The following is an 18,354-nucleotide window of genomic DNA, read 5'->3' as shown; positions in this document are numbered from 1 at the left end:
TTTTTTCATTTAGCTTGCCAATTTGTTTGCCCTATATCGTCTTTTTGTTGGATACGATAATTGGAAGGAGGAAAACCTGTACACCGTTTGAACCACTTACTAAAATATTTAGCATCCATAATTCCAATAAGTTCACCAATTTCTTGGATGGTTAATTTCGATTCATTTAAAAGCTGCTTTGCCCATTGAAGACGTTTTTTCTCTATATATGAGTGAATACTTTCACCTGTTGCTCTCTTAAACGATGTACTTAAATGACTCCTACTCATTTTCACTTCTTTAGCAATATCTGAAACGCTCATAGGATTTGATAAGTTTCTAACAATATAATCAATCGCCATTATAATAACATTTGGGCATTCAAATAATAATCCTTCTTTTTGTGCATGGTGAAAAGCTCTTACCACTTTCATCCACTCCTGCATCCCAGATAATGGACCCTCATATATCCAATCCAGATCTTTTTGTCTCGCTTTCAATTCAATCAGATTACCTAAAAAAGTTTGGTGGAAAGCTTGTTCTATAAAAATGAAAGTATAACTATCATTAACTGATAAGGATACAGCATTCACCATCCTTGGGATAGACTTCAATAATGAAGCAGTGGACTTATATATTAGATAGACATAGAAAGGTTGATTCATCCAACTCCAGTCATTCTTGAAGAACATCTCCAATTGATGATCAAAATCACTTTGATCATCCCTAATCCAAAAATTAAAGGATTCTTGTATATCTGATGCTAAAACTTCTTTCGTAGATTGGGATAATTCCTGTTGAAAGGAAGTAAGAAAATGGTCTAATTCCGAATCCTCGAATACTGTTTTTAATATATAGCCTGATGCCCCAAGTTTTAATCCTTCCTGTGCATATTCAAAATCTTTATGACAACTCAATAAAAGGATTTTCGTACGTGGTGAGTATGCCTTAATTCTTCGTGCAAAATCAAGACCATTTTCTTCAGGCATCACAATATCCGTTATAACAATATCTGGATGATATTTTAAAAACTCCTCCCATCCACGTTTTCCATTTGGAGCTTCTGAAATTACCTTCATCCCGTAGTGGCTCCAATTAATCGTTGCCCTTAAACCTCGTCGTACGATTGTATCATCGTCTACAATTAATACTTTAATAAGTGACTTATCCACGAGTATCTCTCCACCTTTTTGGCCAAGATATAGTAATAAATGTTCCTTGAGTGAGCACTGAATCCGCTCTAATTAAGAAATCCTTTCCAAAGTAGATTTGGAATTTTTGTTTTACATTATATAAACCAATACCACCACGTACATTATCCTCTGGCCGTGTAAATAAAGTATTCAACTTATCCTGTGACATTCCTTTCCCATTGTCCTTTAAAGACAACCGGAAATATTCACCACTCTCAAGAATCTCTAGTTCAATGATTCCTTCTCCATCCTCAAAAGCATGGAAAAATATATTTTCAAGCATAGGTTGCAATGTCATTCTCGGAATTAACCCATTACTAAGTTTCTCATCCATTACTAAGTGAAAATTAAAATGATCGCCATATCTAAGTCTCTGAATAACTAAAAAATGCTCAATTGCCTCCAACTCTTCCTTTATTGAAATAAGTTCAATAGAAAAATTTAAATTACCTTCAAGAACTTTTGACAAATGTAATAGCATTTGTCCAATTTCCTTATTTCCATCTAAGCGTGCCTTCCACTGAATGGTGTTTAACGTATTAAATAGAAGATGAGGGTTAATTTGATAATGGATCGCCTTCATTTCAGCTTCACGTTTCATCAATTCTTTTTGTTTAATTTCTTCCATTAATTGTTTTATCTTATCAACCATTCGATTAAAGTGAAAACTAAGTTTACCTATCTCATCTTTTGTATGAATAGAGAGTTTTGTATCGAAAATTCCTTTACTTACTTCATCAATTGCAAACTTTAAATTTAAGATTTTCTTTGTAAACTGATTGGAAAAAATAAAGGATAGCATTGACGCCAGTAGAAATGAGATCCCAATTCCTATTAAAACAATTTTAAAAATCACTCGTGACGATTGATAAAATTTATCTCTTGGAACCCGAATTTCAACATTCCAATTATTAATGTTTGTCTGTTCTTTCCAAATAATATCATCTTTCCTAGCTGCTTCTTTAGAAGTAGAGTGGTAAAGTGATTGTCCCAATTCATTTTTAATTTCAATTCTTGAATGGAGATCTTTTTCAAGTACCTTCATTAATTCAAATAAATCATCCACATCGGTTTCTATTAAAAGATATCCATTGTTTAATACTCCATATGAGTATTTTAATGGCACAATTAATCCCAATACATGTTTTGGATTATTATCCTTGTAATGTGTAGGCTGATAGATCCCAATACTAGGATTTCCACTCCAAACACTACGCTTCCATATTTCCTGTTTCTTAAATAAATCGAATTTAAAATCATAGCCCCCATAAAAATACCCTGATGAAGTGATTACGTATATCCCACGAATATTCGATTTTTTATGTGCCTGCAACAGTCTCTCTAAATTATTCATCTCCTTAAAATCTGAGTACGTTTTTGGTTCCTGATGTCTCAAATTTACTGCTGTACTATCCGCTAAGTATTGTTGAATAGCAGATGATCCATAATACATATCAACTAAAATTTGATCTAATTGAGTTTTAATTTTCTCCCCTGCAAAGTGGTTATAATTTGCTAATTTTCCATTAACAACTTTAGAGGACTGTAAATATGAAATAATTCCTAGTGTTAGTAAAGGAACCAGTGCAACAATTAAAAACATAATAAATAATTTTTTCTGTGTGCTAAGCCTATTTATAAACACTTATGTCTTTTTCCTCCTTAAGAAAACCTTATAAAAACAATACCTTATTCCTAAAATTAAAAAAAGATATAATATTTTAAAAATGAGCGCTATAAAAAAAGAGTTTCTCAATAACCTATATGCGGCCAAAGAGAAACTCTTATTATTTATTCAGAAGCTATATTATTTCCATGTCTTTTAAAATAATAGAAATGACAAACTCTTATACACTATCCTTAGATATTTCCATTTTTTTCGGTACTGCTTTGTTGTAAAGTGGCAAGATAAACAGCACTCCGATAATAAATAGTGCAGCTGAAAGTTCGAACATTGTAACGATTGTCCATTGATCCTTAAGGTATCCAGCCATACTCATTGTTACTACCATTGATCCCGTGAATAAAGGGCTCAGTGTACCATTTACCCTTCCGATATAGTCGGAATCTGTATTTTGTAAAATCATCGTATTAATCCCAATCTGTATACTCGGCATGAAGAAGCCACACATAAATTCTACAATTAATGTTACCCAAAGTAGAGTGGATGCCCCAATAATGCTCATACCAATCGCATTAGCTAACATCCCCATCATCAATAGTCTTTGGGGAGGCGTTGTTTTTGAAAATATCATTGAAAAGACCCCACCTAATATCATCCCGACACCGTTTACCATGAGAAGCCATTGAAGATTTTCTTTTGGCAAGCTTAATCGCTCAGTAACAAGAAAAATATTCAGTGGTTGAATTAAACCAATTCCTAAGCCAGCTGCCATAAAACAAATGCCTAACAGCTTTAATTCTCTCTTAGCTAGTACATACCGAATTCCACTCTTCATTTCTTCCCAAAGAGTAGTTGTTTTTTCTCCCTTCTCCATAGAATGGTCTGCTGGTATTAGTGTTAGGGCAGCAGCAGATAGTAGAAAAGCAATACCCGTAATCATTATTGAAATATCAATCCCAAACTGTTGGAAGACAAAGGTTCCTAGAACTGGACCTAAGATCATAAAAATAGCAAAAATGGTTTGATAGATGGACATAGCTGATTGAATCAATTCCTCTTGCAGATGCATCTTAAAGAGTTTCATCCCTGATGGTTGTGAAAATTGTGAAAGGATGGCTGAGATGAGTGTAGCAAAGAATACTGCCTTCCAAGTACCAAATACTAGTGCAAGAATCACTGCAAAGATGGACACAGCACTTAAAAAATCACACCAAATCATAGTTTTTTTCGGCTTCCAACGATCTGCAAATGTTCCTCCAATAAATGAGAAAATAAAAATCGGTGCAAATTCTGCAACTGAGATCATTGAAACAGCTAATGCATTCCCATTAGTTTTCTCCATAACGAATAAAAGAACTGCAAAGTTTCTAACCCAAATTCCAACCTGTAAAAATAACGCTGATACAAATATCGCACGAACAAATCTATTTTTTAATAATTGTCCCATAGGATTCTCCTTTTCTTATTTCATTTTTCCCTTTTTGATAATGGCTCTTTTATCAAGTTATTGTTGCCATTTATAAAAATCTTATCTCATAGTTAATGGTCCAAGACCATCAAGCAACTTCATATACGAAAACAGTATTGACTATTTGAAATTCATAAAGACTCCTTTCATAAACAAACTCATACGCCATTAGGATTTGTACTAATAGAGCACAGTAAAAAACCCCTTATCTGCATTTTTTGCGATAAGAGGCCGTCTAGAACCATAAAAGGACATTTGTACAGATCAAACGATCTGATAAACTGTACAATTCTTTTTTAGTTAAAAGCATAGACTAATCCCATTATCAAAAAATGCATCGTAATATTAACGAATGTTTTCAAAAAATAGGATTAGTTATTCATCGCCCTTTGGTTCACTCCTTTTTTATTAGTGTAAACAGTTTAACTGATTATTTTCTATTTTTCAATAGCAGATAAATAATTTTTTTAAATAATAAATTATTTTATCAATCATAAACCCATATACAAGAGTGTGAAAATTCTAATAAATATATGGATTTTCATGGAAATTACTAGTATAATAGAACTATTAATTTTACCAAGGAGGGATTTATAGGTGATTAAAGAAGTTGATTATACTATCTCTAGCTCCACTATGGCACTTGAACCTATAGATAAAGGGGGATTCCTTACTAAGGTTTATGATGAAAGTGGAATCATTTTAAGTACCAATTCTCCCCTCGAGTTACTTATAAATGCCTGCGATATTAGAGATTCTAATTATCACTGGCGAATAAACATTGTTAAAAAGACATTATCCTTTTATAAAAAAACTCCGTTAGTTATTTGTCCAATTGAATCGATTTATGCATTTCCAACCACTTCTCCCCAAGAATATCACTGCCAATGGATTTTCCCGGAACATATTGATGTATATGCAATGAAAATGGGGCGCCCAGTTATTATTTTTGATAATGAACTAGAAATGGACCTGAACTGTCAAATGCGCATCCTGATAGAACAAATAGATCGTGCCAAAAAGTGTACCACTCATTTTCGTTCCTTATTGCAAAAAAGCTTTATTCACATATTGTATAGAAAAAACTAACCTAAAAATACCTATATCAACTACTAATGAAGGCAAATGATACTCCAAGAACCCTTTAACCCATTTTTTTACTCACCCACAACCTTTTTCCTATGATGTTTGACATGTCTATGGTACTATTATTTTGGTATATTTTTAATTTTTTAAATTAATATGCATCTAGGAGGAGTACATATGCGTAGCTTAAAGGGAAAAATTATTGGTGGTTTTAGTATTATTGTGGCCCTTTGTGTAATTTTAGGTATGTTCAACTATATTTCTATAATGGAAAATAATAAAAAAACCGATAAGATTATTTCTAAACAACTTCCACTTCTAACCGCTAATAATAATCTAAAATATAATATCTCCCAAAGAATTTCAGCTGCTAGAGGATATATTTTATTTGACGATGTAAATTATAAAGTGGAGTTCGATCAGTATACGGAACTTAGTAAAGATTTTCAAAATGAAATTCTTAAGTTGACCAACTCAAAGGAAGAAAAAGAACTAATCAATAGAAGCGTTAGTTGGCAGAAATCCATTGAAGATGAAGTGTTTAAAGTATATGACTCTGGAGACAAGGAAAAAGCATTAGAGAATTTTAAAAATAAAATTACTCCTGAAGGAAACTTAATCATATCGGGATTTCTACAGTTATCTTCCAATCAGGAAAATGCCATTCTAAAAAATGGGAATATTGCCATTGATTCAGGAAAGAACTCTTTAAATTTAAGTATGGTCGTATTAATTATCATCATTATTCTGTCTATCATTATATCTTTAGTTATTTCAAGCTCTATTACAAAACCAATACTAAAAGTGGCAAAACGAATGAAGCTAATTACTGCTGGTGATTTAACTAGTCCTGACATTAAAACAAAAGCAAAGGATGAAGTGGCACAATTAACCAAGAGCGTCAATGAGATGAATGAACAGCTGCGGCAGTTTGTCACAGAAATTTCAACTGCATCAAAAACTGTTTCACAGCAAAGTGAAGAATTAACTCAAGCATCAAATGAAGTCGTAGAAGGTAGTAAACAAATTGTTTCAACCATGCAGGAATTATCTGCAGGTGCAGAAGTACAAGCCGGTTCTGCTTCTGAACTTTCCGAATCTATGCATACTCTATCGCAAAAAATAAATTTAGCCAAAGAAAATGGAATGTATGTATCAGAGACTTCTCAGAAAGTACTTTCGCTCACAGAGGAAGGAAATCAGGCAATGAACTCTTCTGTGGAAAAAATTCAGTTAATAAACGCTACGGTCAAAGAATCAGTGAATAAAGTTACTGTATTAAAGGAACATACACAAAGCATTTCAGAATTAATTTTAGTGATTAAAGAAATATCAGACCAAACTAATTTATTAGCCTTAAACGCTTCAATTGAAGCTGCCCGCGCAGGTGAACATGGTAAAGGGTTTGCTGTCGTTGCGAATGAAGTTAAAAATTTAGCTGAACAAGTAAATGTCTCAATTTCAAATATCACCGCTATTGTGACAAATATTCAATCAGAAACAGAAAACGTGACAGAGTCATTAATGCAAAGCTATCAACAGGCGGAACAAGGGGCAATACAAGTCAATCAAACTGGCGAAACTTTCAATAAAATTAATCATTCAATCCAATATGTAGGCAAAAAAATGCAAGATATATCAAATGATATTAATGATATTGCTCAGAATAATGAAAAACTTAACATTGCGATATCCAATATCGCCTCCGTTTCTGAGGAGGCAGCTGCAGGAATCGAGCAAACATCAGCTGCGGCGGAACAATCAAGCAGTACACTAGAAGAAGTTTCAACACATGCGGGCAAGCTAGCAGGACTAGCAGAAGATCTTAATACATTGATTCATAAATTCAAAATATAGAATTTTCCCTAAAGAAAAATATCATGAATGAATAAAAGGATAATCTAAAAGGTCCTTCCCCTTTTTGGATTATCCTTTTCCTTTTTAAAACGCTCCCTAACAATGATTCACACGAGTTTATCTATAGTAATTACAAAAAAACCTCTACAATATGTAGAGGTTTTAAAAAATTACGATCGATTTCTTATAAACTTTATTAACGGTTTATAATCCTTGCCGATTAAGCCGATACTTTCTACAAAAAGTTCTATCGCAATAAGCATGACTGCAATGAAGATAAATGATCCCCACATTGTTGCCATTGTGAAAATAAATGCAGCTAAACCAAACATGGCAGCTAATGCATAAATAATAAGTACAACTTGACGGTGAGAAAAACCGATTCTTAATAAGCAGTGATGCAGATGTGATTTATCAGGAGCGCCAATCGGCTGTTTATTAACAATCCGGCGAATAATCGCAAAGAATGTATCCGAAATCGGAACACCTAATATAATAACTGGAATGATCAAAGAGATAAATGTCAGACTCTTGAAGCCTAATAATGATAATACAGAAATAATAAAACCTAAAAATAATGCTCCCGTATCACCCATAAAGATCTTAGCAGGATGAAAATTATACAATAGAAACCCGAGCGTACTTGCTAAAACAATAGCCGCCATAATTGCAATACCAAGATTCCCTTGTAAGATTGCCATTCCACAAATTGAAATAAGTGCGATAGATGATACACCTGCTGCTAATCCATCTAATCCATCAATAAGGTTAATCGCATTAGTAATTGCGATGATCCAAATGATCGTAAACGGTATACTGAATATTCCAAGCGATAGTGATCCACCGAAAGGCAGGTTGATAATATCAATATGAAGACCTCCCCAAAGGACAACTACTAGGGCTGCAATAATTTGACCAAGTAGTTTTACTTTGGCTGAAAGCTCCTTCATATCATCAAGAACACCAGTAATTACAATTATTAAGCTTCCGATAATGATCGGTAAGGTGTATTTCTGTTCTGGACTTAAAATCAACATTCCAATAATAAAACTAATAAATATCGCTAATCCACCTAATCGTGGCATAATTTTTTGATGAACTTTTCGATAATTTGGTTTATCTGTCGCGCCAATTTTTATAGCGAGTTTCTTTACTAAAGGAGTTAGTAAAACCGAACTTATAAAGCATATAAATATCGTTAAGTAGAGCATTTAAATCCTCCTTGAAATTAGCGTACCCATTTATCCACTCAAAAAAACTGGGATAATCCTACATAAATAATTTATTTTCAATACACCAATTTGTTTACAAGTTTAATGATTTCTTCTAGTCTATAATTCTACTCTTATCCAATCATACGGATTATATCATAAAATATTTGAATAGAATAGTAGACATTATAAAAATTAAAATAAATGTAAAAAAAGCTCCAAATATGGAGCTTTATTTCGAATGAAAGACCTCAATTGCAGACTTCGCAACATGAATTGCCTCTTCCTTTAATGGTTCAACAATTTCAATCAATTTCTTTCGTTCATTATTTCGCTGTTCTAACATTCGTTCCAATTCGGTAAATACTGTCTCATCATCCCATCCTGTATCTTTCACATGACCTAGTACTGGTTGTTTCACCCTTGAAGCAAATGCATCAATTTTTGGGTCATAGGAAAGAGCTATAAAAGGTGTATAGGTAATTGCTGCAAATATTAAGGAATGGAGTCGCATACCGAATAGTAAATCTGATTTACCAATCATATCAATTTTTTCCTCAATTGAGGCATCATAAGGATAAATACTACTTTCTTGTTTCATTAATCCTGCTACTTCTTGTGAAGCAAGATCATCATGTTTTCCATGCATCGGTATAAATAATACACCCACTCCATTTTCAACACATCGATCCAAAGCTAAGGCAATTTTTTCCTTATAGTGATTTTCTGTTGGCCAATCACGGACACTAACACAAATTAATGATTCTGGAAATGATTGTTCTTGAAGCCAAGTGTTTTTTACTTGGCCTATTGAAAGACCCATGACCGGATCTGGAACGATCGAAATTTGCTTACTAATACCAATGGAACGTAATAATTCTTTAGACTCCTCGTCTCGAACTGTAATTTGTTTTGCTTTATTTAACGCGCTTTTTACTATCCATTTACTATATGATTTATTAAATGGTCCCATACCTTGTGAATAGACAAAAACAGGTTTGTGAAGCCATTGTGCAATTTTCATAATCCCGGAATAGTAAGGTACACTTCTGAAGCCTGTTTCATCTTGAAGTAGGCTTCCACCTCCACTAATAAGACCGTCGGCTGACTTTAATGCATTGATTATTTCTTTTAATTTCCATCTGTTGACAGCCTCAACATCGTATAACTTCGCTGTGGAATCAGGGTTATTAGATAACACAGTTATTTTTATCGATGGGTCTTGAAGCCTAAGCGCCTGGATAATAGAAAATAAAATGGCTTCATCCCCTACATTATTAAACCCGTAATAGCCTGAAATAACCACTTGCATTACTTCCACCTCAATTTAAAAACCGTCCTAATATATTTATAAATAAATGAGAATACAACTATGAAAATAACCCCTACAATAAATCCTAATACTAAACTATAAGCACTTCTTAAAAGGGAGACATACAATGGTATGTGCAAATGTGTAAAGGTATTAACTAATGATAAAAACCCAATTACACCAGGAATAAGGAAAAACAAACCGACTTTTTTATTCAATCTCATGATATGCAGACCTAATAGATAGATTGGAAAACCAATTAAAAATTCTTTCGTTCTTGGTCGAACATATAATGTTTCCTCAATTAATTGTCTAATTTTCAGCTCAATAGAACTAACTGAACCTTCATTTCCTGTACGACTTAAATAATAATATGCGACACCTGCTAAGACAATTAAAACAGCCACATGCCAATAACGAATATTCGTTACTAGTAATTTTTTGATATTTCCCCACAATGCGTAAACAACCATAAATAGGATAGGTAAAATATATAGTAGTTTAACCCCTCTAAACATCTGGATTTTGACTAAATATTCATTGCCATTTAAGATTGACACGACAATAAATATTCCGATTAAACTGATAATCGCTGCACGCAAATAGGAAAGAATAATATCCTTAAATGAACGAATTTCCTTCTTCGGTACAATAGCAAAAACCGGAGTAATAACGGCAATAACTAAAGCAAATACTTGGGCTAATAGATGACTATTAGTAAATAAAGCTACAATTGCACCAATTAAACCAATACCACCGATGACAAATGCCCAGCGTTTATTGAATACAACAAAGGCAGCCAATGTTGCAAATAAAACACCTGCTAATAAAGCTACAGCCTTAGACCAGAATGGTGTATTAATGTGTTTAAATGGCTCTGCAATCCCCGCATGAAACTTCCCAGGCATTTTTTCATGTACATCTGTTAAAAATGACGTTGTATCCTTCAATACGTCCTTCGGTTCACCCGTTTTTAGATGCATGTAAATGGCACGTATATTTCGTTCCTTAACCGCACGTACAACACGATCGACACTTGCCACGTTTGATTGATCATCTAAGTTAATGCTATGAAGTCGAATAACATTATAATCAAAAGTATGTGCTACACTCGCAAATCCCTTTTGATCAGCAAATTCAATACCCAAAACTGAGTATCCATTTTCTTTAAATTTCGTAGACCAATTTGCAATAGCTTTTCCATTCGGGAACCCTAATACTTCGTCTCCTAAAAATAAAAAGCTCTTTGACTTATCATCTTTCATTGAAGTAACTTGGTCTATTACAAATTTATTATTTTCATCTATTTCATTAGAGATACGTGGGACCACTTTAAAATCATGTGACTTTAGCTTTTGGATAACATCCTCATTAAACCCTAATGGGATATCATCAAGCTTTTTACTATCCCCTGGGATAAAGTAAAATGTTCGATCATCCACTTTAACCTCTTTGATATCTTCAAAAACCTTTTGAATACTAGAAAGATATGTTGAATCAGGATCGATATAAACAAAGATCCCATTCTTTTTAAATTCACGATTTCCATTCACATCTATATGATCAAATAGCATTTTTTCTGCCATTGCTTCTTTACTAATAATTGACAATTGGCCATTTTCTTCTAAACTCTTTAACGTTTCTGGTTCAACACTTACGGATTCAAGTCCCGCTTTCCTTAATTCATCATAAACATGATCTTCTTTTAATGTTGGATCATTATCAACTAGTTCCTTAATTTCATCATTCGGGACAATCATTTCGTATGTATTATTATCCCATTCTGTTGTAAAACGTGAGTAAATCGCTGGAACATTTAATAGAAGAAAGATAATAAGAACGATCCATAACCATTTCTTCAACCCATTCACTTCCTCTCTATTTGTAAGACTGTGTTAATGTTACTTTTCACATGTAAAAGCTTTGCGCTATTTTTATTTTGCGCTTATTCATTTAACAAAGCCTTCTGCAAAAGCAATATGTGGCTAAGCTTAAAAGAGACACCAGTATAAAACTGATGTCATACTTTTTCCACCTTTTATCCGCTTTAGGTAAAAATTATATCATAAATTGTCATAGTAAATATCCACATTTTTCTACATTTTTCTAGAAATATTTATAGTTTGTTCCAATTTATTGATTCATTGCTTTTTTGAAAAACTTTCCGATTATTGGAAATGAGCTTAATTCCTCACGATCAATCGCTTTTAGCAAAATCAATAAAATAGCATAAATAAGTCCACCGATAACAATGGATCCGCCTAAATATAGTAGAGCGGACATTCTTCCCCAATCAGTAATTTGAAGATATAAGGTTGGCACCCCAACCACTGCTCCCATAACAATGGAAGAAAGAATACTTACTAATGTCTTTCTATTCCATAATGAAAAAGAGACATTTTTCATAATTAAATGAGTATTGATAAAGAATATAACAATGTAAATAAGCAAGGTTGATATACCCGCTCCAGTTAATCCGAAGTATTTAACAAATACAATATTTGTTATTACTTTTGCCAAAACGCCAATTATTATTATAATAGCGGCTTGCTTGGCCTTATTCATCCCTTGTAAAATTCCTGTTCCAAGCACTGTTAATGAAGTAAATACTGAACTAAAGTTAATAATCGCGAGGACCATACTTCCTTCAGTATTTTTAAAAAGGGCAAGGTTAAGTGGAAGCGTTAAAGCCAATAATCCAAAAGCTGCTGGCCATGAAACTATATTGGTTAACCAATGGGCTCTGCCAATAATATTACTTGCTTGTGCCCTTTCATTATTTAAAAGCTTACTAGTAATTAAAGGAATTAATGGTAAGACAATTGATGAAGAGAACACAGTCGCAATTTGAACCAATGACAATCCGCGGCCATATATACCATATAGATAGGTAATTTCCTTCTCTGAATCGCCAAATGATCGCAAACTGAATGGAATGGTAATAGAATCAACAAAATTCAGTAATGCCATTGTAATAGCTCCAATACAGATCGGGATGGATATTTTAAGAATTTGTTTTCCTATCTTTTTAAAGTCATCGTATGTGTATTTTACTTCAGATGTTGGTTTTATTGAGTCACGGGCAAATTTTGAGCGCAAGTAAATAAGTGAAAGTAGGGCACCTATTGGTGATCCAATCATGATTCCACCTGCGATCACCTGATTTGTATAATGCTGTTGTACAAATATATATGCAATAACTAGAATAAATCCAACACGGACTAATTGTTCCAAAACTTGTGATATAGCTGTTGGTCTCATATCCTCGAAGCCTTGATAGAACCCTCGGTACACAGCCATATATGGTGCGATTAACAGTGTTGACGCAACAATTAATAAGGATAAACGAGTATCCTGTCCACCTAATACATGTGCAATTGGTCGTGAAAATATTGAGATAAATGAAAAACTAATTACCCCGAATAGAAACGCCAATATACCTGCAGTTACAAAGATATTTCTAATATCAGTTTGGTTCTGATTTACTCTAGCTTTCGTAATCAACTGTGAAATGGCAATAGGAATACCCGCAACAGACAGGGTCAATGCAACCATATAAACCGGATAAACTAAAGAAAAAATTCCTAACACTTGATCTCCGGCAATATTCTGTAACGGAATTCGAAAGATGCTCCCTAAAATTTTTGAAACTAAAGTGGCAATGGATAAAATTAATGTACTTTTGATAAAAGACTGATTCATTTTCTCCCCTTAACCTTTTGTCCATAAATTTTCATAACGAAATGCGGAAGAACAAGCATCCTCTTCCATCTCGAAGGTTGCTTTACTAAGCGATAAAACCATTCAAGATTTAATTTTTGCCAAATCTCGGGAGCGCGCTTTACTTCCCCTGCTAATGCATCAAATACTCCACCTACACCGATAAAAATGCCTTTATTAAAATTGGCAATATGCTGTGCAATCCACTGCTCTTGGCGTGGGAGTCCTAAAGCAACTAAAACAATATCAGGTTGCAGACTCGCTACTTCTTCAGCTATTTGATTATGATTCCAATCAAAATAACCATTATGGGATCCGACAATATTTGCATTCGGATAATTAGTATTAATTTTATTGACTGCTTTTTCGAGTACTTCTTGTTTAGCACCAAGTAAGTAAATTCGGTATCTATGCTCATTTGCTAAGTTTAAAAGATCCATCACCGTATCATAGCCTGTAACCCGCTCTGGTAAAGGCTGGTTTAAAATCTTTGCTGCTTTTACAACACCAATGCCATCAGCAACAATATAATTTGCTTGCTTAATTGTGTCCATATAATTTGAATCTTCATTTGCCTTCATGACAATCTCAGGATTTGCTGTTACAACAAATGTCTTCTGTTCAGATTCAATTCTTTGCTTTAATAATTGAACAAAATCATTTTGATTCGTATGGGTAAAAGGTACACCTAGGATGGTTACCTGCTTATGATTCATGATAATTCTCCTTGCTTCGTCAAGTTTCGATATCATTCATTACTATAACACAAAAGGGGCTGGGACATAACTAGCTTCAAATAGTGAAAAAGTTGAATTTGAGCGAACTCAAATTCAACTTTTTCTATTTTTGTGTGTTGATTCTTCTATTACCGTAGTTGTTTGGCCGTGAATTTTCTTAAATTCACGGCCATTAATGCGAGTCCCATTTCATTTTCTACCTTCGATTTTCCTCGTACAGAAAATCGAGTGAAACGCAAATTAGCCTTCAAGAATCCAAAAACCGGTTCCACATCGATTTTGCGTTTTCGATAGATGGATCTCGTTTTCTCTTCTGAAAGCTTCGCTCTCACATATACTTTTTGTTGTTCCCATTGTTCATTCACCATTAGTTTTCGATTGTTGCCTTCTTTCGCTTTTGTACATGATGAACGGAATGGACATCCCGAACAGTCCTCACACTCGTAGATCTTGAACCTTCGTTGGAATCCCGTACGATCAGTACGGACAGAATGATATTGAAATTCAAGACGTTTCTGGTTAGGGCATATATATGTATCTGTTTCTTCACAATACTGCCAGTTTTCGGGATTCAATGGGTTTTGTTTGTACTTTTTCTTTTGCTCCTTCAAATACAGATTATACGTAATCAGTGCTTCTCGTTTTCTGTTCGAAAGGATATCATTATAGTTTTGTTCACTACCATAACCTGCATCTGCGACAATATGTTTCGGTAACACGAAATAATGGTTCTCGATTTCATCAAGAAATGGAATTAACGTACGTGTATCTGTTGGGTTTGAAAATAAACTATAGGCAAGCGTGTATTGCCCTTCTGTTGCGATTTGTACATTGTAACCAGCTTTCAATTGTCCGTTTTGCATATAATCATCTTTCATTCGCATAAATGTCGCGTCCAGATCTGTTTTGGAATAGCTATTACGTGTGCCAAAGATTTCAAAGTCTCGTTGGTATTTTTGTTTTCGTAAGACAAAATCAATCAACTGTTTACGCACTTGTTTCGGGTATTTGCGTTCACTTCTTAAAGCTTTTCGTTCTGGAACGTCTGATGATTCCTCAATTTGTTTATCATACTCAGCTACGACATTGTCCACTTTTCCAACCAATTGAGCGAGCTCTTTCAATGATAATTGTTCATCACCTTCCCGTTCAATTTCAGGTATAATTTCGTTCTCAAGTAGCTCGTTATATAGCTGGTTTGACCTTTCAATTAAACTGTGATGATATTTCTCAATCGATTTCTTCCAGACAAACGTAAATTTATTCGCATTTGCTTCAATCTTTGTACCATCAATAAAAATTGCTTCTTGATCGATTAGTTTTTCTTCGATTAATTGGCAACGAAATTGGACGAAACATTGGCGAATTAATTCTTTCACATCTGAATGAACACGGAATCGATTGATTGTACGGTAGCTTGGTTCATACCCTTGAGCTAGCCACATCATCCGGATACTGTCTTTTAATAAGGCTTCAATTTTTCGCCCTGAAAAAACAGATTGGGTGTAGGCACATAAAATAATTTTAAGCATCATGCGTGGATGATAAGCAGGACAGCCCTCATTTCGCAGAAATGGTTCGAAAACTTCATGAGGAATACTTTCAACTAGATGATGGATATGAAAGGCAATATCATTTTTTTGTAATTTTACTTCTAAATCTAAAGGCAAAACTAATTGATTCATGGTATAATTTTTAAACATAAGGATCCTTCTTTCTGATTTTATTTGGTGTGGTAACTTAATTTTATCAGAAGTGGTCCTTATTTTATTGTAAAAAAATCAAAGCCGGTGAAATTTTACTCGTCGTAAAATTCACCGGCTTTTTCATCTCAGAGGTGGGTTTTGTCCCAGCCTCTTTTTTAAATTACAAAATTTACGAGTTTTTTTTCACAGATTTTCAGGATCTCAAATCTAGTCTAGCTCCTGTACCCGTCAGCTTGCGCTGGCCGATTGTTCTTTATGGCTGTATTCGTGTAGTTTATTGCTTTTTTAAAAGCCCAACTGCCAGTTTTACACCAATTAGTTAAACTTTATAAAAATAGCAACAATTTTTGAGAAAAGAGCCGTTTTTATTTAGCAATAGGAGCTTGAATGACATTATTCCCATAGCTTCCATTGCTGTATACATACACTTCCTGAGCATTTCTAAAATCGCTTTGATCAGATAAGATTTTAAACCATGTACCTTCAGCATTGGTTACAGTATCTGTGATGATGATACCAGCACCAGTATTCGGATATGAATATACCTTATTTTGGCCACCTGTTGTAGCGTCAGTTCTAACATTCACACCTGGTGTAGTCGTTACACCTAAAGTATATTTATTTCTTTCATTGCCACCTAAATATTGATCAATTCTATACATATGTCCTGCTGTTTTTTGTCCCCAATACGGATCAGACGCATAGCGTAAGTTCATACCTGCCGCTTTATTCCCTGGCATTGCACCACGATACTGTACTCCACTCGGGTTCACATATCTCTCTGACAAAAATTTCCCTGCATGATCAATTGATTCGGCAAAACTTGAATATTTCTCACCACTGTCTGGAGCAGTATCATATACTTTAATTCCAAACAAATTATTTGTCTTCTTCGCAATTTCACTTGTTCCCCAGTTACTTTCATGAATGGCTAAAGCAAATAAATACATTGCATTAATTCCATATTTGCTCTCAGCTTTTTTGAATTCTGCTCCTAAAGTGGCAAGCGGGCTTCCTGCTGGCCCATTAGCTACTACATAACGATTTAAATCTTCGGCAGTATAGGCTGTCTCTGTACGAATAGGTAGTAGATTAAAATATTGATACGCTTCTCCTACTTTTGTTCCTTGTACATTATAGAATGTATGACCATCCCAGCTATAATATTTGCCTCCAGAATTTAAAAAGCTAGGAGCAACACCATATTCATAGGATGCATAAGTATCTTTTAACGGATTGTAAATGGAGTGTCTTAATGTTCCATTTGTAGTTACCTCATAATAAGAACGCCCTTTTTCAAGGATACTTGGGATAAGTTTAATTTCGTCCTTCTTTGCATAACCAGTCATGCCTGCAATCGATACCTTAACCCAGTTTTCTCCGGCATCAAAATATTCTAATTCAGTGCCTAATACTGCATAGGAAATATCGGATTTCAGACTTTCGCTACTATATATAGAAGCAACTGTATTATTTATAACTGCAATCCCACTTTTCATCCATACAATGGTGTTTCCTTTTAGCACTACTTGATTACCAGTTGCATTACTCTTAGCAGTGTCGAAAGAATCATAGCCTTTGATAATCGTAGGCGTTCCATCAGAAGATAGATTCGCTACTTGATAATCTCCAACCGGAGTAGTCGGTGTCTCTGGTTCTGTTGGTGTTTCTGGCTCTGTTGTCGATTGTTCAATTTTATTTAACATCCGATTAAGAACAGCAGCAGTTTGACCACGTGTTGTTTTTACCTTCGGACCAAATTTATTTCCATCAAGACCGCCAAAAATCTTCAATGCGACTAATCGTTCAATAGCCCCACGATATTGTTTATTAATTTGATTTGTATCAATAAACGTTAGTGGTTTACCTTCTGCAATTATACCTTTTGTTGATAAAGCACGGTCAGTCATAACCGCCATTTCTTCTCTAGTAATCGCAGCATTTGGTTTAAATGTGCCATCAGGATATCCACCTACAATCCCCGCTTTTGCAGCGATTTGAACAACATCTGAATACCAATCCCCTAATTTCACATCTTTAAAATTAGATTCATTCAGTTCTGCTATGGATAGATCAGCTTTATTATATTTATCTAATTCCAATGTCCTAACAACAAAAGCTGCATATTCTGCTCTTGTTACTGACTTATCAGGCTCATATTTATTAGGAGCTGTTCCTTTTAATATCCCCTTATTAATTAGAGCCCGCATATCACTTTCAAAATAATGCCCCGTAATATCATCACTTGCAGCAAAGGCTGGAAGTGAGAATGATACAATCATGATGATTGAAAACATACATAGGACTAAGCTTTTCACGGATTTCATCCATCTACCTCCTAAAATATTATTTTGTCTATTTATTAATCTATCAGAAATGATCGACAGATACTAGATTCATTTGACATAATTCTACTTTCATTACCAGTAAATTCAACTTATCTCTACTTCAACCATTTGTG

The 18,354-nt window shown here is 34.1% G+C and carries 12 protein-coding genes; 2 read left to right on the top strand and 10 right to left on the bottom strand.

Translation table 11 applies throughout. The features are described 5' to 3' along the window. Positions 1-5: 5 nt before the first annotated feature. From I5818_RS05425 to I5818_RS05415, 3 genes are all read right to left on the bottom strand, one after another. Positions 6-1,151, bottom strand: a complete 1,146-nt coding sequence (locus I5818_RS05425; protein WP_071975096.1) for a response regulator transcription factor — start codon at positions 1,149-1,151, stop codon at positions 6-8. After that, positions 1,144-2,817 carry a sensor histidine kinase gene (locus I5818_RS05420; protein WP_209391864.1) on the bottom strand — a complete coding sequence of 558 codons (1,674 nt, stop codon included), beginning with the start codon at positions 2,815-2,817 and terminating at the stop codon, positions 1,144-1,146. Before I5818_RS05420 ends, I5818_RS05425 begins: the two co-directional genes overlap by 8 nt. A gap of 202 nt (positions 2,818-3,019) precedes the next feature. Then, positions 3,020-4,243, bottom strand: a complete 1,224-nt coding sequence (locus I5818_RS05415; protein ID WP_071975097.1) for an MFS transporter — start codon at positions 4,241-4,243, stop codon at positions 3,020-3,022. Positions 4,244-4,861: 618 nt separating this feature from the next. Here I5818_RS05415 and I5818_RS05410 point away from each other — a divergent pair. Both I5818_RS05410 and I5818_RS05405 read left to right on the top strand, forming a co-directional pair. Beyond that, positions 4,862-5,353, top strand: coding sequence for a competence protein ComK (locus tag I5818_RS05410; protein WP_078109285.1), 492 nt, complete (start codon positions 4,862-4,864; stop codon positions 5,351-5,353). Between the two features lie 174 nt (positions 5,354-5,527). Further along, positions 5,528-7,207 carry a methyl-accepting chemotaxis protein gene (locus I5818_RS05405; RefSeq protein WP_169846862.1) on the top strand — a complete coding sequence of 560 codons (1,680 nt, stop codon included), beginning with the start codon at positions 5,528-5,530 and terminating at the stop codon, positions 7,205-7,207. A 170-nt stretch (positions 7,208-7,377) separates the two neighbouring features. On the opposite strand, the gene I5818_RS05400 is transcribed toward I5818_RS05405, so the two are convergent. From I5818_RS05400 to I5818_RS05370, 7 genes are all read right to left on the bottom strand, one after another. Further along, positions 7,378-8,418 carry a glycosyltransferase family 4 protein gene (locus I5818_RS05400; protein ID WP_071975100.1) on the bottom strand — a complete coding sequence of 347 codons (1,041 nt, stop codon included), beginning with the start codon at positions 8,416-8,418 and terminating at the stop codon, positions 7,378-7,380. A 232-nt stretch (positions 8,419-8,650) separates the two neighbouring features. Continuing rightward, complete coding sequence (gene csaB / locus I5818_RS05395) at positions 8,651-9,730, bottom strand: polysaccharide pyruvyl transferase CsaB (protein ID WP_071975101.1); 1,080 nt, start codon at positions 9,728-9,730, stop codon at positions 8,651-8,653. Then, positions 9,730-11,592: a DUF5693 family protein gene (locus I5818_RS05390; protein WP_078109287.1), complete on the bottom strand. Its 1,863-nt coding sequence runs from the start codon at positions 11,590-11,592 to the stop codon at positions 9,730-9,732. The genes csaB and I5818_RS05390 overlap by 1 nt, the downstream gene beginning before the upstream one ends. A gap of 271 nt (positions 11,593-11,863) precedes the next feature. Further along, on the bottom strand, positions 11,864-13,432 hold the full coding sequence (locus I5818_RS05385) for a putative polysaccharide biosynthesis protein (protein ID WP_078109288.1): 1,569 nt from the start codon (positions 13,430-13,432) through the stop codon (positions 11,864-11,866). Then, positions 13,429-14,166, bottom strand: coding sequence for a WecB/TagA/CpsF family glycosyltransferase (locus tag I5818_RS05380; RefSeq protein WP_078109289.1), 738 nt, complete (start codon positions 14,164-14,166; stop codon positions 13,429-13,431). The genes I5818_RS05385 and I5818_RS05380 overlap by 4 nt, the downstream gene beginning before the upstream one ends. Positions 14,167-14,315: 149 nt before the next feature. Further along, positions 14,316-15,890, bottom strand: a complete 1,575-nt coding sequence (locus I5818_RS05375; RefSeq protein WP_071977791.1) for an IS1182 family transposase — start codon at positions 15,888-15,890, stop codon at positions 14,316-14,318. Positions 15,891-16,258: 368 nt separating this feature from the next. After that, positions 16,259-18,220, bottom strand: a complete 1,962-nt coding sequence (locus tag I5818_RS05370) for an S-layer homology domain-containing protein (protein WP_078110319.1) — start codon at positions 18,218-18,220, stop codon at positions 16,259-16,261. Positions 18,221-18,354: the final 134 nt, after the last annotated feature.

Source organism: Heyndrickxia oleronia, assembly GCF_017809215.1.
Lineage (GTDB): Bacteria > Bacillota > Bacilli > Bacillales > Bacillaceae_C > Heyndrickxia > Heyndrickxia oleronia.
Note: the sequence above shows the minus strand (reverse complement) of the source record. Positions and strands in the feature narration are given on the sequence as shown.

Excerpts from the sequence above, each read along its gene's own strand:
- I5818_RS05405 (WP_169846862.1), top strand. The coding sequence starts at position 5,528 with ATGCGTAGCTTAAAGGGAAAAATTATTGGTGGTTTTAGTATTATTGTG.
- I5818_RS05380 (WP_078109289.1), bottom strand. The coding sequence starts at position 14,166 with ATGAATCATAAGCAGGTAACCATCCTAGGTGTACCTTTTACCCATACG.
- I5818_RS05400 (WP_071975100.1), bottom strand. The coding sequence starts at position 8,418 with ATGCTCTACTTAACGATATTTATATGCTTTATAAGTTCGGTTTTACTA.
- csaB (WP_071975101.1), bottom strand. The coding sequence starts at position 9,730 with ATGCAAGTGGTTATTTCAGGCTATTACGGGTTTAATAATGTAGGGGAT.
- I5818_RS05375 (WP_071977791.1), bottom strand. The coding sequence starts at position 15,890 with ATGTTTAAAAATTATACCATGAATCAATTAGTTTTGCCTTTAGATTTA.
- I5818_RS05415 (WP_071975097.1), bottom strand. The coding sequence starts at position 4,243 with ATGGGACAATTATTAAAAAATAGATTTGTTCGTGCGATATTTGTATCA.
- I5818_RS05370 (WP_078110319.1), bottom strand. The coding sequence starts at position 18,220 with ATGAAATCCGTGAAAAGCTTAGTCCTATGTATGTTTTCAATCATCATG.
- I5818_RS05385 (WP_078109288.1), bottom strand. The coding sequence starts at position 13,432 with ATGAATCAGTCTTTTATCAAAAGTACATTAATTTTATCCATTGCCACT.